The following is a 25,375-nucleotide window of genomic DNA, read 5'->3' as shown; positions in this document are numbered from 1 at the left end:
GGTGACACCATCCAATGGGCTAACAGATACTTATTTTATCTTAATTCTTTTAAGTCCTTTTGCTGATATGAACCTTTATTTCGACAGTTCAAAAACTTTCTTATAAGATCTTCGAGGTGGCACGTACAATTCCGGCTTTTTTTCCGGAGCCTTTTTCATTTCGCCCCGAAAAGTACTATAGATTACCAACCATGAAGATAGGAATTATCGGCGGGGGGTTGACCGGGCTTGTCGCGGCGTATGCACTTGCGGGAGAGCACGAGATTGAACTCTTTGAAAAAATGCCCTATCTCGGGGGTTGCCTATCCTCATACAATATGAAGGATTACTGGATCGAACGATACTATCACCATTGTTTTTCCGGTGATTCGACACTTTTTTCACTCCTCAAAGACACGGGACTTTTCGATAAACTTGAATGGCGGACAGGAACAAGCGGATATTTTGTACAATCCAGAATTTTTCCCTTGAACACCCCGATGGAGATCCTGATATATCCCGAACTCAGCATTCTCGACAAGGCAAAACTTGCCTGGCTCACGCTCATGGCAAAGAAAGCCGATCTCCGCGCTCTCGATGATATTCCGGCAGACCAGTATATAATTGAGAACCTCGGTTCGAATATTTACTCTTCGTTTTTTGAGCCACTTCTGAAAAGCAAATTCGGTGAGCAGAGGAAAGAAGTCTCCGCCGCGTGGCTATTCAGCCGCATTGCCATCCGCTCGGACAGGGGTGTCTCCGGGGAGCGACTTGGGTACCTCAACGGGGGATTTCATCAGGTGATCGGGGCACTGGAATCCGCAATTGCTGCAAAGGGTGGCAAAATCCGGAAACAGGAACCTGCGAATAATCTGACCCGGACCGGGGAGATGTGGCAGATTAACGGGACCCGATATGATGCGGTGGTTTCAACCATCCCCCCGCAGGAACTGGAGCGCCTCGGGGGACCCGCTGCACCTCATGTCCCCTACCAGGGTGCGGCCTGCATGACCCTCACCATGGACCGGCAGGTCACGGAGGGAATCTACTGGCTGAATATGAAAGATCCCGCACCCTATGGTGCAGTGGTCACCCATACAAATTTCATCCCCCGTGAAAGGTACGGGGAGCATATCGTGTATCTTGCTTCATATTTTTCGGGACTCGTACCTCCTCAGCTGGATGAACGGATGCTCTCGGACTTCTGCCGGCGATTTTCTGTAGCTGAAGACGAGATCCACTGGCACAGGATGGCAGTGGATCCCTGGGCAGGTCCGATCTATACAACGGGGTACCGGTCACTCATCCGGGGTTACGAAAATGCGGGTATGTTTTCAGCAGGAATGTTTTCAGCAACGAATTATCCTGAGCGAAGTATGGAGGGGTCAGTAAGAGCCGGTCTGGAAGTTGCTGAAACCATCAGGCAACGGAGCGTTCATGACGGTAACTGAAGTAACCGCGATTATTCCGGTTTTCAATGACCGGAAATCGCTGGAAATTGCAATCCCGGCTTCAATAAAATCCCTTTCGGGGATCACCCCATCTTTCGAGATACTCATTGCCGAAGATGGCAGCTCCGATGGCAGTGCAGAACTGGTCACTGAATACAAAACGCAGGATCCAAGAATAAATCTCCTTCATAGTGACGAACGACAAGGACGGGGACGGGCATTGAACAGGGCGATCCGCGAGGCCCATGGAAGTATCGTGTGCTATTATGATGTCGATCTCGCAACTGACATGCATCACCTGCAGGAGTTGATCGATGCTATTCGCCAGGGATATGATGTTTCCACAGGGTCACGCCTCCTGCCAGATAGCGATATTGTCCGAAGTGGGGGGAGAGAATTCGCAAGCAGGTCCTATAACTTCCTTGTACGCACCATGCTTGGAAGCAGGGTTTTTGATCACCAGTGCGGGTTTAAGGCATTTAACCGCGAACGGATCCTCACCATTCTTCCTGCCATACGCGATACCCACTGGTTCTGGGATACGGAGATCCTTGTCCGGTCCCAGAAACAGGGCTACAGAGTCCGGGAATTTCCTGTGCAGTGGCGTGCGGGGAAGGGGACTACAGTCAGAATGAAAGATGTATTTTCAATGGGCTCGGCAATCGTGAGACTCTGGGGGCAGATCCATGTATCGAAAGATTAGCGCAATTGTTGTCCCGACACTCATAGCTGTAGGGATAATCGGATATATGCTGTATAGCGTCTGGGATCAGCTTCTCGTCGCACTCCAGCATATCATACCTGCATACCTTGTCGTGGGGGTTTTGATCTGTCTCTGTGCATGGTGGCTCCGTGGCTGGCGCTATCATACGATCCTCAAAAGCCTGAATTACTCAGTGAGTGTGAAGGTCTCAACTGCCTGTATTTTTGTCAGCCAGACTGTCAATCTCGTTGTCCCGGCCAGGCTGGGGGATTTTGTCCGGGTCTTCATCCTTAAACACGAATACAACACAACGTATTCCGAGGGAGTCTCTTCCCTTGTTGTCGAGAGAGTCTTTGACGTTGTCACAGTAGCATTTCTTGGTGCGGTTTCTCTGTTTTTTGTTCTTAACGCACCGTCATGGTTTCTAACGTTTATCATCGTACCTCTTGGGGCGGGAGTGGTATTTTTTGCGTTTCTCCTTATCATCGGAAAGTTCTCCTCAAAAAATAAGTACATTGTGATAATCCTCAACATGCTTCACGAGATTAAACGTGCCTCACTCACCCCGAGGTCCCTCACGCTGTTGGGAATATCTTCTATGGGGGCCTGGTTTCTGGACATCCTGGCATGTTTTGCTGTCGTGAAGATGTTTGAACAACAGATCCCGTTTGCAATTATCGTCCTTGCGGTAGTTATCGGAAATCTTGTAAAGGCAGTTCCCCTGACACCCGGGGGCATTGGCGCCTATGAGTATTCTCTGATGATAACCTTCGAGCTCGCTGGCGTTGCTCCTGCAACTGCCACCCTGATCGCATTGATCGATCACCTCGTCAAAAACCTTGTGACCCTTGTCGGAGGAGTCATATCGAATTATTATTTTGGGGACTGGGTCATTCCCAGTATAAAAGAAGCGTTTGCTGAAAAATTCGGAGGAGGGGAAACAGCCTGACTCCAGAACAGCAGATATTTTCCGTGATCAGCTGGCTGATTGTCCTCTTCCTCTTACAACTTGCCGTGTACCCTTCATTGAAGAAGCTGTTTGGCGAGGTTGCATTTCCCGCCGCATTCCCGGCATCGGTGCTCGCATTCACCATTATTTCCTGGTACTGCGGTCTTGCCAGGATTCCTGTTCAGGCAGCACTCGTGCCATTCCTTGTTCTCATTGCCTGGAACCTGGTCCATCGCGACTACCGGATCGATGAACTGAAAGGAGAATGGCACTGGGTGGTACTCTTCCTCATCCTCTTTTTCCTGATGCTGGATGTGCGGTTTGTCAACCCCACAATCTCATACGCCGAGAAATTCATGGACCACGGGTTTCTTGCATCCGTGATACGAAATCCTGTTGTTCCCCCGCTCGATCCATGGTTTTCCGGAGGCACCCTCAATGTGTATTATTATCTCGGATACTGGATGTTCGGGTGCCTGGCAATTATCAGTGGTGTCCCGTCTCCGGTTGCGTTCAACCTAGCCCTGCCAACAGTCTTCGCTCTTTCCGGAGTAGTCGCATACGCGATAGGAACCCTTCTGCTCGAGCGGTTCCGGTGGGTTACGCTGGTCATATTCTTCTTACCGAATCCTTCGTTCTTTTACAACCTGGCACTCGGTAAACCCCTGACTTCCGTTGTGTGGGACAGTACGCGGACAATTGCAAATACGATCAACGAATACCCTTTGTTCTCCTTCATCTGGGGGGATGTCCACGCCCATGTGGTCTCCATCTTCAACCAAGTCTTCCTGATATTCCTGCTCCTCTTTGCTTACAAACGGTGGGAATCTCTCGATTCATGGGGAAGATGGCTTATCTGCATCCTGTCCGCGTTGAGTCTCGGATCCATGCCGCTGATCAATACCTGGGACGTGTTAATCTACGCACCCATAACCCTGCTCTTCGGTCTGCTGATTCTCTGGAAAAACAGGACCTCCCTTCACAGCATCACATCCTGGATCTACCTGTGCGTGGTCCCACCCCTTGCCATCCTGTGCTATCTTCCGTTCTACCTTGAACTGCAGACCAATACCGGGGGGATCGGCATCGTCCCTGCCTCGTTATCATCAAGCGTCCCGGAATTTCTGCTGGTCAACGGCCTGTTCATTGCCATTTTTGTAGCAGTCCTTCATCGTGAGATCATTAAACGCCCAATCCTCATTCTCGCGGTGGTTCCGTTTGTCATCACGGGTTACCTGGCCGCAGCAGTTGCAGTGATTCCCCTTGTTTATTTATTTGCCCGTAAAGAGCAGGATTTCCCCGGTATCCTCGCAATGGCAGGCCTTGCAATTATCATCCTCTGCGAGCTGGTCTATCTGAAGGACAACATGGGAGACGTGTATTTCCGTATGAACACGGTCTTCAAGTGTTATCTTCCCGCGTGGCTGATGCTGGGCATTTCCTCATTCCTGATGGTTGCGCAAAAAACGGCTGACTGGAAAAAGATTCCCGTATTTTCTTTCCGGGAAAGTGCAGTCATTACGATCACTGTCGTCTGCATCCTGTTTGCGCTGCCATTTGTAATCCAGTATAACGCGGGATACGGGACAGGTACCCTTGACGGGCTTGCGTACCTCTCCACAACCCATCCCGGGGATGCCGGTGGGGTTGCCTACCTCAGGGCACTGCCAAGTGATAACGATCGCATTGTAGAAGCAGAAGATGGGGACTACACGTATTATTCGAGAATCTCCTCGTTCACCGGTATTCCGGCAATTATCGGCATGCCGTTCCATGAATTTATGTGGCGGGAAGACAACACCGGCTGGTTCAGTACAAGAAAAGCGGATATCCAGACAATTTATGAAAAACCTGACCAGACGATCCCTCTCATGAAAAAATACAACGCAACACTCCTATACGTTGGCGATGCAGAGCGCGAACGATATAATGTCAGCCTTCCTTCTGCCGGTCTTGAGAAGGTTTATTCTGCAGATAACACCGAAGTATACAGACTCGCGGGATAACAGAAGGACTATTGCCCAATAATGATAGGGCAATCCCAAACGTCAGATAGTCCCGTAAGTGCACAAACATTTATTTCCGCTCCTGTCGAATTGATATGGCTACATCATTTCAAACTGATGAGTAATGAAGGAGCAAAAATACTCCTGAATGAGGTGAGTTATGGCAAAAGGTTACGTAAAAACAGAGGCTCCAGAGGAGCTCCAGAACAAGGCTCTCGAAGCCCTTGAAGTTGCAAGAGACACCGGGAAGATCAAGAAGGGATCCAACGAAGCAACAAAAGCCATCGAACGCAGCATTGCAGCACTTGTCCTGATCGGCGCAGATGTTGAACCCGAGGAGATTGTTATGCACCTTGCCCCGCTCTGCGAGGAGAAGAAGGTCCCCTACATCTTCATCAACAAACAGAATGACATCGGTGCCGCAAGCGGCCTTGACGTCGGATCTGCAGCAGCAGCCATTGTCAAGCCCGGCAAGGCAAAAGAAACGATCGATGACCTTGCCAAGCAGCTTGTTGCGCTGAAGGCGTGAGGATTCCATCATGGCAGATGATGCAACGCCAGCCGAAGTAATAGAGGTCGTCGGCTCGACCGGCATGCACGGGGAGGCAATGCAGGTCAAGTGCCGCATTCTCGACGGCAACAACAAGGGACGGATCATCACCCGCAACACCGTAGGTCCGATCCGTGAGGGAGATATCGTCATGCTCCTCGAGACCGAGCGCGAAGCAAAGAAAATGTCGAGGCGGTAAGCGATGGTCGAACAGCATGTGTGCAGTTTCTGCGGCAAGCAGCTCGAGCCGGGAACCGGCAAGATGTTCGTGAAGAAAGACGGGACCATCTTCTTCTTCTGCAGCACGAAGTGCCAGAACAACCACAAACTCGGACGTGTCCCGCGCCGTGTTGAGTGGACCACCGCTGGCAGGAAAGCGGCCACCAAGAAGGAGTGATCCTTATGGACCGCTCTTTTGTCATGGTCAAACCGGATGGTGTCCAGCGCGGTCTCGTGGGCAACATTGTCTCAAGACTCGAGGCTAAAGGTCTGAAACTCGTCGCGGCCCGGTTTGAAAATCTGCCGGAAGCCCGTGTCACGGAACAATACAAAGAGCACCTGTCGAAACCCTTCTTCCCGTCATTGAAGAAGTACATCATGGGAGGACCGTGCTTCCTCATGGTATGGGAAGGCAGGAATGTAGTCGTCATCGTCCGCAAAGTGATTGGCTCCACCAATCCGGCGGAAGCAGCACCCGGAACCATCCGCGGCGATTTTGGGATCGATATCGGCAGGAATGTGATCCATGCCTCTGATTCACCGGAAAGTGCAGCCAAGGAGATCGCAATTCACTTTAAAAACGACGAAATCGTTTCGTACACGCGGATTGACGAATCCGTAGTCTACGAATACTGATTTTCCTTTTTTTGTAACCATAATCTCTATTAGCCTTCAGCACTGCACTATCCTTAATGGCCGGGGATATTCTCAGTTTCACGCTTCTCACACTCTCCTCGATACTCATTATTGTCAACCCGCTCAGCGCGACACTGATCTATGTATCCCTTACATCCAGTCTTGAACCTCCAGCAAAACTGACGATTGCAAAAGATTCCTGCAGGTTTGCTCTCCTGATCCTGCTGTTTACAGCGATCCTTGGCACGTGGATCCTCCAGCTTTTCGGTATAAGTCTTGAAGCGTTCCGGATAGCCGGTGGAATCCTCCTGTTCGGTATCGGCATGGAGATGGTATATGCAAAAGTGTCCCGTACGAAACTGACTGCCACGGAGAAATATGAATCCCGGGAGAATGATGATGTCGCGATCATGCCGCTTGCAATTCCGATGATTGCCGGCCCGGGCGCAATCACAACGTCAATCGTCATGATGAACGAGGCGATCGGTATGACTCCGTTTGCAATCGGAGTTGTCCTCATTTCGATCACGTTTTCGATAGGAGTCACCTATTATATGATGCGGAATTCAGATTATATCATGAAACGGATCGGGCAACGGGAATACCGGGCGATAAACCGCCTGATGGGAATGCTGCTTATTGCAATTGCAGTGCAGTTTGTCATCACCGGGATCAAGATCGCATTCCCGCTGCTCACCGGAGGATCATAATGGGGGAATGGGATCTTTCTTCAGTCGGACTCGTGCTGATCGGCAGCAGCATCACTGCCGCCGGGACGATTATGGCAGCGCTGCTTCTCGGCATAGCAGTCAGCCTTGCCCCATTCCTTCTCCTGACAACAGCAATACTCATTGTGATGAGTGCGGTTCTGATCGTACTTAGTACACCGAGAAGCCCGCCACCCATATAACCGGTGTACCTATGGTTGACCAGACGGTAATGAGGATCTGCAGCGCCCAGATTTCAAGTATCTGGGAAGATCCGGAAAAGACCCTGAAAAAAGCTGAATTTTTCATACGCCACGCTGCCGGTTCCGGCGCTGATCTCATCTGTTTTCCCGAACAATTTGCTACCGGATGGGATCCCATATCGAGAAAGAATGTCCAGGAGATTGATGGGCTCATCATCACATCCCTTTATGAAATGGCAAAAGACAATGCGATTGCCATTCTGGGATCATTCAGGGAGCAGCATGATCCGCTCCCAAAAAATACGGTTGTTGCCATTGGGAGCAATGGCAGTATCCTTGGAACGTATGCAAAAATGCACCTGTTCAGTCCCGGGGAAGAACACGAGGGATTCACGCCGGGTAAGGAACTGGGATTATTTACCATAGGCTCACTCAGATGCGGTATCGCTGTCTGTTATGATCTCCGGTTCCCGGATCTCTTCCGGATCTATGCACAGAAAGGGGTTCAGGCAGTTTTTGTTCCGGCAGCCTGGCCCCTTGCCCGTATTCGTCACTGGGAGCTTTTCATTCAGACACGAGCCCTGGAGAACCAGATGTTTGTTACCGGAATCAATACAACCGGTATGACGCCCGTCGATTCTTATGCAGGTGCATCCATGACGGCAGATCCTCATGGCACAATTGTGTGCAGAGCAAATGCTGCTGAGCAATTGATCTTTTGCGATCTCGATCCGTCCGTTGTTGAATCGGCACGAAAAACCCTGCCGGTTGCGAAGGACCGGAAAGATCAGCTCTATGACAGACTCTCAAAAAAGAGCGCATGAAATTGATATTCCCGTCGGTAAAACGGATTGCCCCGGAACCGGACCAGCAAAACCGCACGCCTATATGTAATCAGGAAACCAATACTTAGCCATGTACCATCTCGCATGCGTCAACTGTGGAGCCACCTATCCCGCTGACGAGATCCTGTATAATTGTACAAAATGCGGTCACCTCCTTGCCGTGAAGTACCCGCTAGATGAGATCAACATTACCCGGGCGGTATGGAACAAGCGGCCCATCTCCGTCTGGAGATATAAGGAACTGCTACCAGTACATATTGAACCTGTTACCCTGCAGGAGGGGGGAACTCCCCTGTACCATCTCAAGCGGCTCGGTGAAGAGATGGGCATCCCCCATCTCTATGCAAAACATGAGGGTATGAACCCATCCGGCTCATTCAAGGATCGCGGAATGACAGTCGGGGTTTCCATGGCACTCCAGCTCGGGAAAAAGAGCGTTGCGTGTGCAAGTACCGGAAATACCTCGGCAAGCCTTGCTGTTTATGCCGCGAAAGCCGGTATCCCCGCAGTGGTTCTTTTGCCTGCGGGCAAGGTGGCTGTAGGAAAGGTGGCTCAGGCACTGATGCACGGTGCCAAGGTCATCTCCATACGTGGCAATTTCGATCGTGCGCTTGAGATGGTGCACGATCTCTGCCTCTCCCACGGCCTGTACCTGCTCAACTCAATCAACCCCTACCGGCTCGAGGGCCAGAAGACCATTGGTTTTGAGGCAGTCGACCAGCTTGGGGAAGTGCCGGACCGGATTGTACTTCCTGTCGGCAATGCAGGAAATATCTCGGCAGTATACAAGGGGCTGCTGGAACTGCAGGAACTGGACTTCATCGACCGGCTCCCGATGATGACCGGTATCCAGGCAGCGGGCTCAAGTCCCATTGTCCGTGCCATCCATGAGAACCTGCCAGAAGTGGTTCCCGAACTGAATCCTGAAACCGTTGCCACCGCGATCCGCATCGGAGCACCGGTCAACGCGGAGAAGGCCCTTGTCGCCATCAGGAAAACCGGCGGACTTGCCGAGTCCGTAACCGACGCGGAGATCCTGCAGATGCAGCGGGACCTTGCAAGGAAAGAGGGGATTGGTGTCGAACCGGCATCAGCCGCATCAGTTGCCGGCATCCGCAAACTTGCAGAAAACGGCATGATTGATCGTAACGAGAAGATTGTATGCGTAGTTACCGGGCACCTCCTGAAGGATCCGGATACGGTGATAAAACAATGCGAACCACCAACGGAGATCGACGCCGATCTGTCCTCGCTGCTCTCTGCACTGCACTTGTAATTGCCCTTGCGGGAATTCCCGCTGCAGGAGCACTTTTTGCGAATTACACCGTTCTGCCAAACGGTACCGCATACAATGCGTCAGTTGAGATCACCAGCGCATCAGAGTATATGTTTTCCGATGTCGGGATCATGGGTGAGAATGTCCCGGTCCAGGTAGGAAATGTCCAGCTCTCGGGTAATTGTTCACCGTGTACTTATAACTGGAGCAGGCCCTGGGGGGCTCCGGCATCCATCACTTTTGAAAAAGGAAATTATACCGTCTCCTACACCGAGCCGCTCCAGGACAATACCCTTCAGGGAACATTCGATAGTCCATACCAGGTGAATGTCACCATCCCGGAAGAATTTGATGTGCGAAATCCGCTGCTTGCCGGCATCAGCCAGGGTGGAGTGGCAATACGTCACGGGGACAATACGACAACGGTCCAGTGGATCAAGACGGTCGTGTTCAACGTAAGATTCTATGATCCCGGCCGTGAGGAACTTCTCTGGTTCTTCCTGCAGTTCATGGGGATTCTTGTGTTGGTACTTGTCGTCATTCCATGGATGCTCTCGATGAAAAAAGCAGAATGAACCCCCTCATTCTGTCACTTGGAAGCAGGGTGATGAACGGATCCGGCTCACGCGGTCAATAATTCGACTCTGATCAAAGCAATCCCTTTCACGAGTTCCAGAATCAGTCCTGTATGCGTGAGGCAGCTGCCATAGGATAGCCGGTAGGTATTTTTGCAAGAGAGATGCCGAGTCAACACAACCTGCCTGCACCATAGGGGAATCTGTGGATTTTGTGATTGTCTTCCACGAATTTCACTACCAACACCCGCAAGAGAAATGTTTTTACCGCAATTTACCCAATAAAATAAAAAAAGGTTTTTTCATGCTTCTTGAAAATGTAATCGTCGGTCTGGTTCAGCTGGTCTTTGCCATAGTACTTGCTGTACTGGCGTTGTATATCGGTTTCTCAGTGCTCAACAGGATCACCAAGGATATAGACGAAGAGAAGGAACTTGCAAAAGGTAATGTCGCGGTCGGGATTGTCGTAGCAGCAGTTTTTGTTGCTATCGCTCTCGTGATTGAATCCGGCGTCAGTGGCCTTTCGGCGGGGATCAGCAAGGCGCTTGCCCTTGGTATCTTCACTCCGGATGGCCTGATCGTTGTGGGTCTTGCAGTATTCCAGCTTGTTCTTGGCATTCTCCTTTCCGTTGGATCAATTTACCTCGCGCTCACCATTCTCGATAAGCTGACCAAAGGTGTTAAGGAATTTGAGGAACTTAAAAAAGGAAATGTTGCGGTTGCCCTTGAAATGGCCGGGGTCATCATCGCCGTTGCATGGATTATCCAGTCCGGTGTAATCGGGATCACAGCAGCACTTGCCTGAATCACTTCTTTTTTAATTCCCTTCTCGCCAGAGGATTATTTTGCATCAACATCGCTGAAAGAACGGGAAAAATTATCCCATAAAAGGTACCTGGCTGTATGAAATGAAGGTTAAGGGAGATCGGAAGGTTGATCAGGGCCCTCATTAAGTGGTAAAAGTCCTGAGTTTCTGCACAAGTGCAAGATGTTTTTTTGTCTCCTCCTTTTTCTGTTTCTCGATGATCTGCATAATCTGTGCAAAGGTTTTTGAGAGACAGTAAATTTTCAGCGGACGTCCTTTACCTGCTGCCTTGTTTTTCCTGCTGGACATCCAGCCTTGCTCCGAAAGATAATTCATGGCAATACTGACTTCCGGTTGGCGAAGGTCAGTTCCTCGTTCGATCTCTCTTGAAGTAGCTTCAGGCGTATCTGCCATGAATACAAGTACTTTTGCGGTCACTTTCCTGATCCCTATGTCCACGAGGAGTTGGACAAGTTCCTCCTCTTTCTGCGTGAAATAAACTACGGATTTTATCTTCATACATCACATCCACATTACTCTTGAAATAATTTTGTAGATATATTCCGGGGGGTTAGATAAAGGCAGTGATCGTGAAGATTAATGTAAAATATAAAATAATATATTATGTTTGAAAGTTAAACGAATCTTATTCCATATTGACGAATTTGCCGGAATATGATGGAGACGAGCCAACGAGATAGAGATGATATATCCAAAATACCAGTGACGAGATAAAAAGAACAGGTAAAAAATTTACTGGTACCCGAATGACTTCAGGGTCACTTCAGGGTTTACTGCACCTACATGGTAAACGACACCCTCAGTGAGCTCGTTGATGGTAACTTCTGCGGGTGAGAAGAGCGAAGTGTCGATCTGGTAGAAGTCGAACTTGGCTTCCTTGAAGATCTCGTAGAACGGCTTACCGTAGCCCTTGGACTTGTTGCTCGGGATCTTCTCAAGGTAGTCCGTGATCTCGGGTGCTTTCATCGTCAGCGAGATACGGCCATAGTAGATGGTCGCATCGTTGGTGGTGCCCATTGCCCTGGTTGCATCCTTCTTGACCGGCGGGATGGGGGCGGAACCCATTGCGGAAATGATCTTCTTTGTGTCAAACCCGAGTTCGTTGAGCTTGTAGATCGCTGTCTCGACACATCGTCCCGAGACCTGAATGGAACCGACCATCGACGCGGTCGGTGCAACAACAGCGCAGACGTTTGCCACATCAACATGGCACTCTTCGGCGATCTTGTTCATAACATCCGCGTTGGGGAGGTGATCGCTCTCGAGACAGATGACTGCACAGTCGTAGTCATCCTCGTACTCGATCACTTCAAAGGTGTGCTTCGGCTTGAGCGAGAGCGCCCGGGCCGGGCCGCTGCCCATTGCAAAATAATTGCCAACCTTCACAGTCCATCCTGCCTTCTGTGCTCCAAGGCAGGAAATGGACGGGAAGTCCGTGTTCACATCAATGAAGGGCATCGGGATGCCCTTTATCTCTCCGTTCCGGAAGTTGACCTCTCCAAGACCGCCCATGCAGATCTCGGTGAAAGCCCTGCCCGCTGCATATCCACCACGGACGCTCACACCGCAATCGACAATACGCGCGCCATTGTCCAGTTCATGGTAGGCGCAATTAAATTCCTCGGCAAGATCTGCCAGATTATCAAAAATTTCCAGTGCCAGTTCGTTAACACTCAGCATAAGAGAAAACCCCTGTATTATTACAGAGGGGCTGGAAATAGATAATATTTTTCAAATACTGTGACGTTGTCTGGCTGCACATCTCAACGGGATAACTACGCGAGATACTCAAGCACTTTTACCGGATCATACCGGAGCGTGATGATACGGGTCCTGCCCTTCCCCTCACGGTACTGCAGGTTGATAAGACGCATTGCGTCCAGTTTCTTGACGATCTCGTAAAAGCGCGTATAGCCGATGGCTTGGGTTTCCTTGAAAGCTTTGTAGACATCTCCTGCATTCATTTCGTGCTCTTTGACACTCCGCTCAGCAAGGGATTTGAGGATCTGACGCTCTTCCCCTTTGAGCGTTTTCACGGTATACGAGAGGTGGAGGTACTTCGAGATCTCGTATGCCCCGCAGATGTCGTCGCGTTCTATGCTGCGCCGGGCCGCGCGTTCCGCGCTGAGGGTGGCACGCTTCAGCAGGTCGATACCAACCCGGAGATCCCCGTTTTTCTGGGTTTGTTCTATGACGAGGTTCAGCAGCTCCTCAGAAAGAACTCCGGTGAAAAGGCCCTGTGTTACGCGGGCCTTCATGATATCCCGGACTTCCTGATCACCATAGGGAGGGAAGTAGATATCGGTCGGACGGAAGACGGATGCAACCCGTGCATCCACTGCCCGTGACAGGTCCACGTCCATGTCGCTGATGATTACGATCACACCGATGCGCGTCCCCTCGTACGTTTCGTGAGACCGGAGAAGCGTGTAGAGCACCTTATTGATCTCGTTTTCGTAGAGGAGGTAGTTCGCATCGTCGAGAGCAACGAGGAGAACGATCTCCTCTTTTGTCAGATGGCGGGCTACCGCATCGAAGACCTGCTTGAACGACGTGCCCGATGAGGGCGGGAGGTGCCCGACCAGTTTCCTGTATATCTGGGAGATGATCGCGAATTTCGTATTATCGATCTGGCAGTTGATATAGACCGGGACGAGTTTCTTTGTCGTCTCCTCGATTTCCTGGAACAGCTTCCGGATACTCGTGGTCTTTCCTGTGCCGGGCAGGCCCTTGCAGACCGAGTTCATCGGCCTGCCGCCACGAAGCCCGGGCTTGATCTGGAATGCCAGCTCGCGCATCTGGTCGTCCCGGAACTCGAACTGCTCGGGAACGAAATCGATCTCCAGCACCTCAGGGTCCCGGAACAGGGTCTCATCCCACATAAGCAGGTTTTTCTTCATCTCACTACACCTCGACGCGATCGGTATTAACTGCATTGGATTTTGTACCGGTTTGCAGATTTGTTCTGCAATTAGATAAGATCGCTATAAAAAAGCGTTTTGTGGTCACGGACAAACCTATATCGCCCTTGCACACGAAACAAAAAATGAGCCTTGTGTGCGGCAGATGATGAAAGTTACCCCCACTGATTCATGATGACGCAGGGGACTGATGCCGCACTATTCAGGCAAAGAGGAAGTCGAGGAAATCGACTGCGTTTTTCCTGCGGAACATCCCGGTTTGTGCCGCTTTTTCCGAGAAAATGGTAGTATTGTCTTTTCCCTTCCCACGGATCACGAACGGGACCGGGTCGCGGGTATGGGTCTTCACCCGTATCGGTGTCGGGTGATCCGGCAGAACTGCAACGATGCCATCAAAGCCGTCCAGTATCATTCCCACGACCATGTCTACATTCTCGATTGCCCTGACCTTCTCTTCAATGCTGCCAAGATGCCCGGCTTCATCGGGCGCTTCTATATGGAGGTAGAGGAAATCGAGATGCCTGATCGCATCGAGGGCATAGCGTCCTTTTGCCGCATAGTCGGTATCGAGGTATCCTGTTGCCCCGGGAACGGTGATCACGTCCATCCCGGCACAGCGTGCAATCCCGTTGAGGAGATCCACCGCAGAGATGATCCCGCCTTTCTTCCCGTACTTCTTCTCAAAAAGCGGGAATGCGGGTTTGTGCCCCCCGCTCCATGGCCAGATCTGGGTTGTCGGGCGTTTACCTGCGGAAATCCGGGCGCGATTCACCGGGTGGTTCCCGAACACGATGCGACTTTTCTCCATGCACCGCAGGAGCAGCTTTGCATCGCCACCTTTCGGGAGGTACGGGACAATGCCCCGTCCAACGATATCGTGCGGGGGCGTGGATGAGGCCCCTTTTCCGCCATAGACCACCAGCAGGTTGCGATAGCTGACGCCTGCCCGGACCATTACATCGGGAATTTCAGGCTGGAGCGAAGCGAAGAGTGCTTTTCCTTCCGCACTGGAGATGTGGCCGGATGAGAAGTCTGTCATGGTGTCATCCTCCACGGTCACGAGATTGCAGCGGTATGCAACATCGTCCGGGGCAAGGTCAATCCCCATGCTCATCGCCTCAAGTGGGCCCCGGCCGGTATAGTACTTTTCCGGGGCATAACCGAGGATTGACATGTTCGCAATATCACTACCTGCCTCAAACCCGTCGGGGATCGTGGTCAGCATACCACAGCCACCTTCCCGGGCCATCCGGTCCATGTTCGGGGTCTTCGCATATTCGAGGGGGGTCTTGTTACCCAGCTCCGTAAGCGGCTCGTCCGCCATGCCATCCCCGAGGACGACGATATATTTCATAAAAAACCTCACCGCTCTTTCAGCAGGTCTCTCACAGCGAGCCTGACACTTTCCCGTGAACCGATCTGCGGTTTCCACCGGAGCCCCTTGATCTTTTCCACCGAGAGCTGCATCTTCGGGACATCCCCCACCCAGCCGCGCTCTCCCCCGGTGAAACGGAATTTTGTTGTGGGCAGGTGCATCTCTTCGGTAACAATCTCCGCGATGCTCTTCACATCGATCCAGTCCTCGGAACCGATATTGAAAGTATTGACAGTACCCTTTGCCTTACCGGTGGCATAGAGCATCGCTGCTATGCACTCATGCACCTCGAGATACGATTTTGTTTGTTTCCCGTCACCGAGGATTTCCAGCTCGGCCGGGTTCTCATTCAGTTTACGGATGAAATCCGTGATCACACCGTGGCCGCTCCGTGCACCGATGATGTTGGCGAACCGGAAGATCCATGTCTTCATACCAAAGGAGTGGCAGTACGAGGAGATCAGGGCTTCGCACGCAAGCTTGCTCGCACCGTACACGGATATCGGTTCGAGAGGGGTATAATTCTCCGGCGTCGGTATAACGGCTGCATCGCCATAGACCGTGGAGGTGGAGGTGAAAACCAGTTCAGGAATATTGTGCAGGCGCATGGCCTCAAGAATACGGTACGTAGCCATGATATTGTTCTGCATGGTCGGAAACGGGTTGACGGCGCTCTGCCGCACATCGGGATCCGCTGCCAGATGGAACATCCTGTCAGCCCCTTCGAGATGCTCCTGCCAGCCATCCTCCAGCAGGTCCATCTGGACTAACCTGACCTTGTAATCATCGATATGCCGGGCGATCGTTTCGCGGCGCCCTGCACAGAGGGAGTCAATGACAAGCACCTCGTTGCCCTGGGCAACGAGCGTGTCAACCAGATGCGAACCGATAAACCCGGCCCCGCCTGTCACCACATCGAACATCACTACCTAATATGTCATCCATGCTATAGGATTACTGCTATGTTCATAGGGATCGATCACGGTACAACTGCGATGCGGTTCGCCGGGGAAACGGGCGAATTTAAGATTTCACGCGAGGCCGCAAAGGAGTTTGTTATTACGGATCTCTCCCGCATCTGCCCGATCGATGAGATCGAGGGGATCGCGGTCTGTTATTCCATGGGCGATAATTTTTCAAAGATCACCCGCATCGGAAAAGTAAAAAACCGCGGTCTCGTGAGCCGCGAGGGGGCGGGAAAACACATAGGCGGGGGAACCCAAGTATTTGACGAAGTAGCAGCAAGCGGTATTCCTGCTGTTGCCATCCCCGGGCTCCACCGGGGTTCGCCGACCGATCCGCGGTTCAAGGCCTACTCCCACCAGACCAGCCCGGAGAAGATCGGCATCGCGTTCGAAGTCTGCGAAAACCTCGGGGACGACATAATTGTCTCGGATGTCAGCTCGAACACGGTCACGCTCCTGGTCTCGGCTGGAACATTTGTAGGCGCGCTCGATGCCTGCATCTTTGCCCCGGGATCGCTCCACGGTGCTCTGGATGTGGATGCAATCCGTAAAGTCGATGCAGGGGAATGGACCGCAAACGACGCGTTTCAGCATGCGGGTGTGAATTTTTCCCTTCCCGAAGCGGAGCGCCTGCCAGCAATTGCCATGTTTGCAGCCATGGAATGTGCTGCAATGCGGCTGCTGAATCCCCGCGCACCGGTTGCCCTGGCCGGCAGCCTTGCGCCGGTCATCGCCCCGGAAGTCCGGCGACTTCTTGGAGATGACGTGGCGGTATACGATGAATGGTGCGCTTCCCGCGGTCTTGCAAAAATTGCCCGTGAGGTCTTTTCGGGGAGCACAGACATTCTGGGTCTCGGTGTGGATCTCTAGATTTATATTGATTTATCATGTGTAGTTAGAAATCGGCTTTGTAAATTTACATAAACTATTTAACTTTCCGTCCCTATTTTAGTTCATGGTAAAGCTGGAGAATGATTACGCGAACCCGGATAATTTCGCCAGGAGCCGGAAGGCTGAAGCAACCCGGAAGCTTTACGCGGTTGCCCTGCGTTCGTTCGCCCGGCATGTCGGCTTGGAATATAGCGACCTCCCTCAATACCTCAAAAAGGCCAAGCTTGAGGATCTTGCCACCTTCGGCACGGATCTATCGGCTGGCACGAGGAAGGGATATGTCTCAATAGTAAAGGCGTGGCTGGAGTACAACGATATCGAGTTCTCGAAGCGGGAACGTGATGATCTTCGGATCACCGTGAAACAGGACGACAGGACCGCACAGAGGCCCCTTACACCGGACATTATCCGGAAATTATGCGACGTATCCGGGCTCCAGGGCAGATCACTTTTTATTACACTTCTCTCGACCGGGTGCAGGATCGAAGAGCTTCTCTTCACCGAGTTGCAGGATATAGATTTGGATCGGGGCGTGATGCGTATCCCCTGGGACATCACCAAGACCAAAAACTCCCGGTGCGTGGTTCTATCTCTCGAAGCGGTGGATATCCTGAAAACATGGATACACGATCGCGATACGTATCTTAAGGCCAGCGCGAATCGCGGTCAGTTTGATCGCAAACCAGTATTCGTCGGGGAAGGCAAGAAGCGGCGCGAACTTAAACGGGAGAACTTACTCTTCCCATACTCATACGAGACTGCGCGCAGCCTGTTTGCGACCGCGATCGGGAAGGTTTTCAATACTGATGGACGGTTGCGTAAGGAATGGGGCGATCTTTACGATCAGAACACGGGTCGCGGGAAACTACACCTTCACAGCTTCCGGGGGACCTTCAGGATGGAGCTCAGCAAGGGTGCCCGGCCCGAGATTGTTGAGAAACTCATGGGGCACGAGGGGTATCTGCAAGGCGCATACAAGGAAATCAATATCGATGAACTGATCGCCGAATACCGGAAGGCAGAGGAACACGTCACGGTATATGCAACCGATACACTCCGGCAGAAATTAAAGATAGCAACCAGTACATCGGCAAAACACGAAGCCGCGATCGAGAAGATGCAGCAGCAGATCGCGCAGCTTGTCCGGGCAGCAGAGATCGCAGAGAAAATGAAAAATTAATCTATTTTTTCATGGATTCGGCAACCCGTTTTGCGTACAGATTTGTTAAGTCGGGTGCTCTGTTGCCGTCCTTCGTACTGTACAACTGAGGTTCAATGTGGAATTTCAGATGTGTGATCGCTCCGTTGGGGGATGCATTCATTGCAGCAATAATGGCGTCAATCAGAACATGGTAATACGGGCCGTGATCGGTGACATCATTTCCATTCTTATAGACGACAGCACTTACCAAATTTGTCAGATCATTGATTGAAAAAATATCCCGTGTTCTCTTTTCGTGATAAGCAGCAGCTACGAGCGCAAGATCTTTTAGGGCTTGTTTCGCATGGCGCTTGATGCGGTAGTCATATTGTTTTTGCCTGTTCTTTTCATCCTCGTCACGTGGTTTTTCGGTATTCCGGGTTTGCAAATATTGACGGGTACGCGGGTTTAAAATTCCATAATTCTGGATTTCGGTAGGGATGCGTGTCATGCAAATAACTTGTAATTACGTTTTTATATAACTTTTCGGTCAATTTTGTTACTAAATGCAATACCTTTTTTTAATTTATTACGAAAATAAGTAACTTCCCCATATGCTAAATGAAGAGCATAGTTCGTATGAACAACATACGACCAACAACCACGATTTCGCTTCAGAAAAGCACAGTGCAGCGCCTTGGTGAACTCGGGAAGTTCAACGAATCGTACGATGACGTTGTAACCCGGCTGATTGAAAAATCAGGGAGTCTGGACGAGGAGGATGAAGGATGACAGCCGTTGTCTTTCTCGGTGAAATGCCAGCGGGTACCTATGCAGGGCTCCCATCACGGATGCAGGCAGCTTGCCGCGAAATGGTGAGACTGGGAGAAATGACGATCGAAGGTATGCCGGGTCAGCCGGTGGCAACGAGGGGCGATCATGGCATCAGAGCTCAACGAGGCAACTGATATCCCCGTTAACCGGACCGATGCCCTTCACATCCTGGCATTGAACGGTGATGACTTGAAACATCTTTCCTTCGAGCAGAAGACCGCTATCCTTAAGATCTATTTTCTCGATGACGACAGGACGGTTGAGCAGCTTGTCCAAGCCGGGGAGATCACCATCAGCAAGAGGGATATCCAAGAGATCGAGACGGGTGATCCATTATGACCCCTCCCCAAGAGCCCCCGGTGCGCCTCGTGATGGATGATGACCTGGGTCCGACCCTTGACACAGGATTCAACCGGCTTCTGGCCCAGCGGGAGGCAGAGAATCTATCATCAGCACCAATTCTCAAAGAACCCGGCAAAGCCTCACAGAACAAAGCGGTAGCCGTCCCTATTGCAGATCCTTTAACCCCAGAGGATCACAGGGATTATGAATCGGATGAACCCGGACCAGGGGTCTCAATAGACGCCCCAGGATCACTCACCGAGCTCGGTAATAGCAGAATGTTTGTCGATCAGTTCAAAGATCGATGTAAATTCTCATTCGATAGTAAACGCTGGTATGTGTGGGACAATGCGCAGCGATGGAAGCCTAACCATGTTGGAAAGGTCATACGATGGTCAAAAAGTATCGTTAAACATCTCTATTCCCATGCATGCAAGGTAACCGATGATACCCTTCGAGCCCGCGCCATCAAACATGCTGAACGATCAAACACCCGGTATGGCGTCACAAACCTTCTCGACCTTGCTAAATCGGATCTTGAATGTTGCGAGCTTGATTTTGATCGGGACGGGTATCTCCTGAACCTAAAGAACTGCACGCTCGACCTGCGTACAGGAAAGGACCGGGAACAGTCGTCAGAAGATATGATCTCAAAATTGGCCGGTGTAAAATATGATCCTGATGCCAAGTGCCCACGATGGGAGGACCATATCTCAAAAGTGTTCGATAATGACAAGACCTTGATTGACAACTTCCAGGAAATTTGCGGGTATATCCTTGCTGGTATTGGCAACCCCTCCGCAGCACTCTTTGTTCTGTATGGCCGAGGCCGAAACGGTAAGAGCGTGACTTTGAAAGTGCTTGTTTATATCCTCGGTGAGTATGCCGTCAATATTGCATCCCAGAGCTTGCAGCCCATGAAACCCGGGCAGATCAGATCGGACCTGATGCCAACAAAAGGCGCACGGATGATTACTTGCACCGAGCCCGGGAAGGGAATGAAGATTGACGACGGGCTCATTAAATCCATGACAGGAGGGGACCAAATAACGGCCCGTCATCTATATGGGGATCCGGTAAGCTTCTCGATAAGTGGATGCCTATTCTTGGCAACCAACCACAAGCCGCGAATAGCCGACCAATCCACCGCAATGTGGGACCGTATCTGGATGATCCCATTCCGGCACTACTTCGACCCGACCTCCGCAGACAGCGACTCGGATATTGAAAAGAAACTGATCAGGGAAGCGTCAGGGATCTTGAACTGGTGTATAATCGGATGGAAACGATACCATGATATCGGGAAGTTGGTTAAGTGCAAGGCAATCAGCGATGAGACCGTGGAATACCAAAACTCTGAAGATTTCCTGCATGAGTTCCTGTACCAGAAAAATCCGGTGGCCGAGCCGGTCTATAAGATCGAGCCGCACAATAAGACCCTCCAGATCAAAGCCTCTGATCTCTACGCAGCATACAAACAATGGTGCACAGTTGATGAATTCCGGCCAATGCCAAAAGAAGCGTTCGGGCGGGAGATGGGAAGCCGTTTTGAGATTCTACACACACGATCAGGGAATGTGTATTTGGGAATCAGCCTGTCAAAACGAGAAGTACAGACTGAAATGCCCGGGAGAGTGTGAAGGATGTGAAGGATAAACACGGAATTCACTATCTTCTTTTGCGCGCACGCGTATAGACAAAACCTGAAAATGGCATTATGCCTTCACATCCTTCACAGCGGATCTGTTCCTAACATACAGCAACCCGTACCTTCGCCGATTGTATGCCGCGCAGCAAGATACGGTCAAAAGTGATCCCCCGGTATCCCTCTCTATGATCAGGGAGCGCCACTCCTTTTCCAACAATCTTTATATAATACCCAGTCCCCTGCCTTGTCCTGTGCCATCACCCGGCCGTCGTAAGACCAAGCTATCCGTACACAAACATTCATCAATGTTTTTTGAGTACATTCTGAAAGTGAGATGCATCCCGTTTTTGGTCGGGCCGGATCCCAAGCAGCCGGGCAGGACAATCACCGAAGATTCTCCAGTGGAGACAAACCATAAACGAACGTTTAAGGTGAGTTTATATACTTTACACACTAAAGGGTATTTATGGTGTATTACGTTGGATATGCCCGGGTCTCAACCGGCGATCAGCACACGGATAACCAGTGTGTCGAGCTTCTAAAGCATGTAGATAGAGAGAATATCTTCGTTGATACGATCAGCGGCAAGACCGAGGCCCGTAGCCGTCCAGGGTACTCAAAACTATTCCAGCATGTGAAGAGCCACCCCGGGGCCGTCAGCCGGTTATATGTCTATGAGATCTCCCGTATTGGCAGGACGTATGCAGACTCCATCCGGTCCATCCTAGACCTTGAAGATCTCGGGATTGAAGTATTCAGTCTCTCCCCGGCGGAAGCGTTCCTGAACTCCTGCACCGATAAGGGCATGCGGCGGATCATGCTCACCTTCATGATCACGATGGCAGAACGGGAACGGGATCTATTGAGCGAGCGGACAAAACAGGGACTCGTAGCAGCAAAGGCCCGGGGGGTTCATGTCGGGCGTCCGTTCCGGGATATCAATATGGAAGAAGTCAAGGCCAAACGTGAGCAGGGTATGACCATCGCAGAGATCGCGGAAGAGATGGGTATACACGTCAATACACTCTCACGTAGGATACAGAAGGGACAGTAGCCCCTGCGCATACTCACCATCACACCATCACCCCAAATACAAGCACAATAACGCCCATATAGGGCAGCAATAATCAATCGGGGCGCGTATATCTCGTTTCACATCAAAAAAATTGATTTTTATATATCGCCAAGTACTCCCGATAAAAATCTTAAAAAAATGGGTTTTTTTGGGGGGTTCAGCCGCCGGTAACGTTCCGGACCGCCCCGGAGATCCCAGCTGTTCCCGTGCTGATATTCGATTGCAGTTGCTGGTATTCTCGGGCAGTGTCGTTCGTGACATTGGGGTTTGTGGCGGATTCGTAAGCACCGAGAGCTACACACCCAATAAGGAGTATAAGGAGCACCACTGCGATCAGCACCACCAAGGCCGAGACTCCGATGCCGACTAAACCAAGAGATTCAACGAGCGACCGCATAATCGCTTCTTCACCTCTGACCCGATAAGGTTATTGGGGAATTTATTGATTAGCCGGATTAGACGGTGAACAGTGTTTAGACGCGGAAAATAGGAGTTTCATCGAGCATAGCAGCTAAAATCGATCTATCCCATAGTGTAACATCATTTGATCGAGCTAATTCACGAGCACTTTGAGTAAACCCGCTGCTTGAAATAACCATAGATTTTTGCGCATCATAGTGTTTTATTGCCGCAACCACTTCTTGAATTCCGGAATTAGTGACATTATTTTGCCAGTTCTTTGCTTGAATGACGATTTTCACATTAAACTTTTCAACAATCAAATCGGCCCCTTGATCATTAGAAAGAGTTGTATGAATCACGCGATATCCCATTTTTTCAAATAACTCCTTTAATACGCGTTCAAAATCATACCCATTAAGTCTATCAATATCATTTATTGTAATCCGGTTTCCGGAGGACTGACCTGTTAAACTATTCTCAAATCGTTTAAGTTCAATTTGTTTCTCGATTCGGGTAAGGTCCAAATCCAAACTTCCTTGATAATTAAAGTCGTCTTTCAATATTTTTATGAGGTAGTTGATAAGCCGTTCTTTTTGGACGTTTTTGCTGACTTTTCCAAAAATTTCGAGATAGTTTTGAATACAGTCGTCTGATGATGAGGGATTATTATAAAGTATTCTCGTCTTTACCCATCCCAATTCGCCTTCTTGTCTCACTCCATTAATTACCGCAGTTAATTCAAGATCCGTTAATATAATGCCTTTTTTTGCCAATACCGTTTTTAAATTAAGAAAATTTTGATCGGAGATGTTAGAATTCGGATATCGTGTAATAAAATTGGAGATTAAACGAGTATTTCCAGAATCTTCTATTTTTGAGATATTTTCTTTAGTGATATCACGTTGCAGTTTCGCCGCTTTCTCTGCCTCTTCGTTTCTTTTCTCCACCACTGCCTTGTCGTATAAGAGTATTGTTTTACACTCCGGACAGTACGCTGAGTATTGTTTAATAGCCGCACCACAGGTACTACACAAAAGAGGATTTCCAGAAGTTGCCTCTTTGTTGTTTTCAATTCTCCCCTCCTGTCTATTAAGTACCATCCTTGCTGCGTATGCGCCGTCCATTTTTACACTAATAATTATGAAATATAACCCCGAAATAATTGTTAAAATCCCTGCTACACCGATCAGTCCTTTTATCCAGCAAATCCTAATATCAATACTATTCGGAGCCTCTCTCCCATTTTTTAGCAGGAGTAAATCTAAAATGAAATTCGCAGGATATATCAAGAAAAAATAAAGAACAGACGGATTCAGATAATTTGCGCTTGAAACATCGAGATAGGATCCGATGAACGCAATCCAAAATATAAAACAAAGAAGTAGATCTGAATATATTACGAGAGCAAAAAGGTTGGAATATCTAAACGATCGATCGGTTGTTTTTAATTCAGAAACAGGTGAAGGCAATTGTGTCCCGCATTTTTTACAGAACAGAGATTTATCCTCATTTGCTGAAGCACCACATTTCGGGCACACTTTAGACATTGATTCTCACGCAATGAAACTTGTTTTTTCAATATTAGAGATTATCGAATTAATATAGGCTCAAAACACCCACCGCGTATTTCTGTGGGCCTCCGCGCAGATTGGGTAAATGGGGACTAAAATAGAATGTTTGTTTCAATGAGCCGCCACGATTAAGATTCGACGAAATAGTTCATATCTATCGAAGTTACTTCTACAGTCGGGCTAGTAACATTATTGACTGAAAGAATATCTGCCACGTCATTTTCTATTTCCAGTTCCAATCTTTCGATGACCAGAGCGGATATATTGCAATCTTCTACATAAATTTTGATTTTTGGACACTCAAATTGTATACTTTCAATATTCATATGAGCACGCCAGAACTGATCAGCCCTAGCGCTCATGGGATGTTCCCCAGTGATCATAATATCATACACCCCTTTGGGGCATTTTATCTCCGTAATTTCACAAGCATCAAGCATTCTAAAAATTGCACATACTTTTTGTAGGTCTATACGACCCCATTTTAAAGGAACTTCCTTAAGGTCTTCATCTGATGAATGATATTTTACAATTGATTTCAAGCAAGTATACATCTCTTTGCCTAATAGGTCTTGAACAATAGAATTTCGATTCAATATTGTGACAGAATGATTCTGATGATTATCGCGATTTATCAAACATCCTATATCATGAAACCAAGCACTTACATATAATAAAAAAATCTCATCATCGCTAAGATTCGCATCCCAATTATCAACGAATTTATCGATAATTTCGATAATATTAATAGAATGATCCGGCCCGTGAGAGGGGAAATCGGGAATCGTTCGAGGTAGATATCTTAAATATTTCTCGGCAACAAAACTCATTTGATTAATTAAATCTAGACGAAGAGGCGCAATATGTTTGTAATGGGGAACCATTGGACACATTTACAAAATCACCCACAGAATGTTTATAAATTTTAAAAGAAAGGAGATTCGAATTTAATCTTTCCAATATTTGGTGTATAGATCAAATACTAAAGTTTCTGCTTCATTACTAATTAGAAGCAAGCGTCCTGCGTGACCTGGACTGGTTTCTCCATATTCTCCTTTTACAAGTCCCCAATCAAACAATGCCGTGATTGCCCGTGCGATTGTTGCTTTACTCAAGCGTTTATTTGCGGGCTTCTTGTCCATTGTGTCAATCAGTTTGTTGAACCAAACTTTTTCACCACTTTCACGAAGCTTGACAATTTCACAAGCTACCATGAACTCGGTGGACAAAGGACTTTTTTTAGGAACCTCTGCTTCGGCCATTCACCTCTACCTTCTACCCCTCA

At 49.5% G+C, this 25,375-nt stretch carries 30 protein-coding genes; 20 read left to right on the top strand and 10 right to left on the bottom strand.

Features of this window, described 5'->3' with window-relative positions; translation table 11 throughout:
• Nucleotides 1–191: 191 nt before the first annotated feature.
• The 14 genes from ABSE13_RS06340 to ABSE13_RS06275 all read left to right on the top strand — a co-directional run bounded on the left by ABSE13_RS06340 (nt 192) and on the right by ABSE13_RS06275 (nt 10,904).
• A complete protein-coding gene (locus ABSE13_RS06340) occupies nt 192–1,430 on the top strand; it encodes an NAD(P)/FAD-dependent oxidoreductase (RefSeq protein WP_424027664.1) in 1,239 nt (412 codons plus the stop codon).
• Nucleotides 1,417–2,133 (top strand): dolichyl-phosphate beta-glucosyltransferase, encoded by a 717-nt coding sequence (locus tag ABSE13_RS06335; RefSeq protein WP_424027663.1) that lies wholly within the window; start codon nt 1,417–1,419, stop codon nt 2,131–2,133. The genes ABSE13_RS06340 and ABSE13_RS06335 overlap by 14 nt, the downstream gene beginning before the upstream one ends.
• Nucleotides 2,117–3,082, top strand: coding sequence for a lysylphosphatidylglycerol synthase transmembrane domain-containing protein (locus tag ABSE13_RS06330; protein ID WP_424027662.1), 966 nt, complete (start codon nt 2,117–2,119; stop codon nt 3,080–3,082). Before ABSE13_RS06335 ends, ABSE13_RS06330 begins: the two co-directional genes overlap by 17 nt.
• A gap of 23 nt (nt 3,083–3,105) precedes the next feature.
• Complete coding sequence (locus ABSE13_RS06325) at nt 3,106–5,088, top strand: DUF2298 domain-containing protein (protein WP_424027661.1); 1,983 nt, start codon at nt 3,106–3,108, stop codon at nt 5,086–5,088.
• 160 nt (nt 5,089–5,248) lie between these two features.
• A complete protein-coding gene (gene rpl7ae, locus ABSE13_RS06320; protein WP_424027660.1) occupies nt 5,249–5,617 on the top strand; it encodes a 50S ribosomal protein L7Ae in 369 nt (122 codons plus the stop codon).
• A 10-nt stretch (nt 5,618–5,627) separates the two neighbouring features.
• Nucleotides 5,628–5,837: a 30S ribosomal protein S28e gene (locus ABSE13_RS06315; RefSeq protein WP_424027659.1), complete on the top strand. Its 210-nt coding sequence runs from the start codon at nt 5,628–5,630 to the stop codon at nt 5,835–5,837.
• A 3-nt stretch (nt 5,838–5,840) separates the two neighbouring features.
• Nucleotides 5,841–6,035: a 50S ribosomal protein L24e gene (locus ABSE13_RS06310; RefSeq protein ID WP_424027658.1), complete on the top strand. Its 195-nt coding sequence runs from the start codon at nt 5,841–5,843 to the stop codon at nt 6,033–6,035.
• Between the two features lie 5 nt (nt 6,036–6,040).
• Nucleotides 6,041–6,493: a nucleoside-diphosphate kinase gene (ndk, locus tag ABSE13_RS06305; protein WP_424027657.1), complete on the top strand. Its 453-nt coding sequence runs from the start codon at nt 6,041–6,043 to the stop codon at nt 6,491–6,493.
• Between the two features lie 56 nt (nt 6,494–6,549).
• Nucleotides 6,550–7,203, top strand: a complete 654-nt coding sequence (locus ABSE13_RS06300; RefSeq protein WP_424027656.1) for a MarC family protein — start codon at nt 6,550–6,552, stop codon at nt 7,201–7,203.
• Nucleotides 7,203–7,403, top strand: coding sequence for a hypothetical protein (locus ABSE13_RS06295; protein ID WP_424027655.1), 201 nt, complete (start codon nt 7,203–7,205; stop codon nt 7,401–7,403). Before ABSE13_RS06300 ends, ABSE13_RS06295 begins: the two co-directional genes overlap by 1 nt.
• Before the next feature lie 11 nt (nt 7,404–7,414).
• Entirely contained in the window at nt 7,415–8,227 is an 813-nt protein-coding gene (locus ABSE13_RS06290) for a nitrilase-related carbon-nitrogen hydrolase (protein WP_424027654.1), read from the top strand.
• Between the two features lie 91 nt (nt 8,228–8,318).
• Nucleotides 8,319–9,524, top strand: coding sequence for a threonine synthase (gene thrC, locus ABSE13_RS06285; protein WP_424027653.1), 1,206 nt, complete (start codon nt 8,319–8,321; stop codon nt 9,522–9,524).
• Nucleotides 9,461–10,099 carry a DUF5803 family protein gene (locus tag ABSE13_RS06280; protein ID WP_424027652.1) on the top strand — a complete coding sequence of 213 codons (639 nt, stop codon included), beginning with the start codon at nt 9,461–9,463 and terminating at the stop codon, nt 10,097–10,099. Before thrC ends, ABSE13_RS06280 begins: the two co-directional genes overlap by 64 nt.
• Nucleotides 10,100–10,403: 304 nt before the next feature.
• Nucleotides 10,404–10,904 carry a DUF350 domain-containing protein gene (locus ABSE13_RS06275; protein WP_424027651.1) on the top strand — a complete coding sequence of 167 codons (501 nt, stop codon included), beginning with the start codon at nt 10,404–10,406 and terminating at the stop codon, nt 10,902–10,904.
• A gap of 144 nt (nt 10,905–11,048) precedes the next feature.
• On the opposite strand, the gene mreA is transcribed toward ABSE13_RS06275, so the two are convergent.
• The 5 genes from mreA to ABSE13_RS06250 all read right to left on the bottom strand — a co-directional run bounded on the left by mreA (nt 11,049) and on the right by ABSE13_RS06250 (nt 16,144).
• A complete protein-coding gene (gene mreA, locus ABSE13_RS06270) occupies nt 11,049–11,423 on the bottom strand; it encodes an MreA family transcriptional regulator (RefSeq protein ID WP_424027650.1) in 375 nt (124 codons plus the stop codon).
• 234 nt (nt 11,424–11,657) lie between these two features.
• Nucleotides 11,658–12,605: a methenyltetrahydromethanopterin cyclohydrolase gene (gene mch / locus ABSE13_RS06265; protein ID WP_424027649.1), complete on the bottom strand. Its 948-nt coding sequence runs from the start codon at nt 12,603–12,605 to the stop codon at nt 11,658–11,660.
• 95 nt (nt 12,606–12,700) lie between these two features.
• Nucleotides 12,701–13,825, bottom strand: coding sequence for an ORC1-type DNA replication protein (locus ABSE13_RS06260; RefSeq protein WP_424027648.1), 1,125 nt, complete (start codon nt 13,823–13,825; stop codon nt 12,701–12,703).
• A gap of 223 nt (nt 13,826–14,048) precedes the next feature.
• Nucleotides 14,049–15,200: a cofactor-independent phosphoglycerate mutase gene (locus tag ABSE13_RS06255; protein WP_424027647.1), complete on the bottom strand. Its 1,152-nt coding sequence runs from the start codon at nt 15,198–15,200 to the stop codon at nt 14,049–14,051.
• 8 nt (nt 15,201–15,208) lie between these two features.
• Nucleotides 15,209–16,144: an NAD-dependent epimerase/dehydratase family protein gene (locus tag ABSE13_RS06250; RefSeq protein ID WP_424027646.1), complete on the bottom strand. Its 936-nt coding sequence runs from the start codon at nt 16,142–16,144 to the stop codon at nt 15,209–15,211.
• 39 nt (nt 16,145–16,183) lie between these two features.
• Between ABSE13_RS06250 and ABSE13_RS06245 the strand changes: the two genes are divergently transcribed.
• Complete coding sequence (locus ABSE13_RS06245; protein WP_424027645.1) at nt 16,184–17,056, top strand: methanogenesis marker 12 protein; 873 nt, start codon at nt 16,184–16,186, stop codon at nt 17,054–17,056.
• Nucleotides 17,057–17,141: 85 nt separating this feature from the next.
• The gene (locus tag ABSE13_RS06240; RefSeq protein WP_424027644.1) at nt 17,142–18,257 is read left to right on the top strand and encodes a tyrosine-type recombinase/integrase; all 1,116 of its coding nucleotides are present in this window, start codon (nt 17,142–17,144) and stop codon (nt 18,255–18,257) included.
• A gap of 1 nt (nt 18,258) precedes the next feature.
• On the opposite strand, the gene ABSE13_RS06235 is transcribed toward ABSE13_RS06240, so the two are convergent.
• On the bottom strand, nt 18,259–18,729 hold the full coding sequence (locus ABSE13_RS06235; protein WP_424027643.1) for a hypothetical protein: 471 nt from the start codon (nt 18,727–18,729) through the stop codon (nt 18,259–18,261).
• A gap of 110 nt (nt 18,730–18,839) precedes the next feature.
• Between ABSE13_RS06235 and ABSE13_RS06230 the strand changes: the two genes are divergently transcribed.
• From ABSE13_RS06230 to ABSE13_RS06215, 4 genes are all read left to right on the top strand, one after another.
• Complete coding sequence (locus ABSE13_RS06230) at nt 18,840–19,010, top strand: DUF7557 family protein (RefSeq protein WP_424027642.1); 171 nt, start codon at nt 18,840–18,842, stop codon at nt 19,008–19,010.
• A gap of 147 nt (nt 19,011–19,157) precedes the next feature.
• On the top strand, nt 19,158–19,391 hold the full coding sequence (locus ABSE13_RS06225; RefSeq protein ID WP_424027641.1) for a hypothetical protein: 234 nt from the start codon (nt 19,158–19,160) through the stop codon (nt 19,389–19,391).
• A gap of 32 nt (nt 19,392–19,423) precedes the next feature.
• Complete coding sequence (locus ABSE13_RS06220) at nt 19,424–21,034, top strand: DNA primase family protein (protein WP_424027640.1); 1,611 nt, start codon at nt 19,424–19,426, stop codon at nt 21,032–21,034.
• A gap of 474 nt (nt 21,035–21,508) precedes the next feature.
• On the top strand, nt 21,509–22,096 hold the full coding sequence (locus tag ABSE13_RS06215) for a recombinase family protein (RefSeq protein WP_424027639.1): 588 nt from the start codon (nt 21,509–21,511) through the stop codon (nt 22,094–22,096).
• A gap of 178 nt (nt 22,097–22,274) precedes the next feature.
• Here the strand turns inward: ABSE13_RS06215 and ABSE13_RS06210 are convergent, their stop codons facing one another.
• The 4 genes from ABSE13_RS06210 to ABSE13_RS06195 form a co-directional block, all read right to left on the bottom strand.
• Nucleotides 22,275–22,514, bottom strand: a complete 240-nt coding sequence (locus tag ABSE13_RS06210; RefSeq protein WP_424027638.1) for a hypothetical protein — start codon at nt 22,512–22,514, stop codon at nt 22,275–22,277.
• Between the two features lie 76 nt (nt 22,515–22,590).
• Complete coding sequence (locus ABSE13_RS06205) at nt 22,591–24,066, bottom strand: restriction endonuclease (RefSeq protein ID WP_424027637.1); 1,476 nt, start codon at nt 24,064–24,066, stop codon at nt 22,591–22,593.
• A 152-nt stretch (nt 24,067–24,218) separates the two neighbouring features.
• Entirely contained in the window at nt 24,219–24,983 is a 765-nt protein-coding gene (locus ABSE13_RS06200) for an HD domain-containing protein (protein ID WP_424027636.1), read from the bottom strand.
• A gap of 54 nt (nt 24,984–25,037) precedes the next feature.
• Nucleotides 25,038–25,352 carry a hypothetical protein gene (locus tag ABSE13_RS06195; protein ID WP_424027635.1) on the bottom strand — a complete coding sequence of 105 codons (315 nt, stop codon included), beginning with the start codon at nt 25,350–25,352 and terminating at the stop codon, nt 25,038–25,040.
• Nucleotides 25,353–25,375: the final 23 nt, after the last annotated feature.

Source organism: Methanoregula sp. (assembly GCF_049518935.1).
Classification (GTDB): domain Archaea; phylum Halobacteriota; class Methanomicrobia; order Methanomicrobiales; family Methanospirillaceae; genus Methanoregula.
The sequence above is the reverse complement of the archived record's forward strand: the minus strand, read 5'-3'. Positions and strand labels throughout refer to the sequence as shown.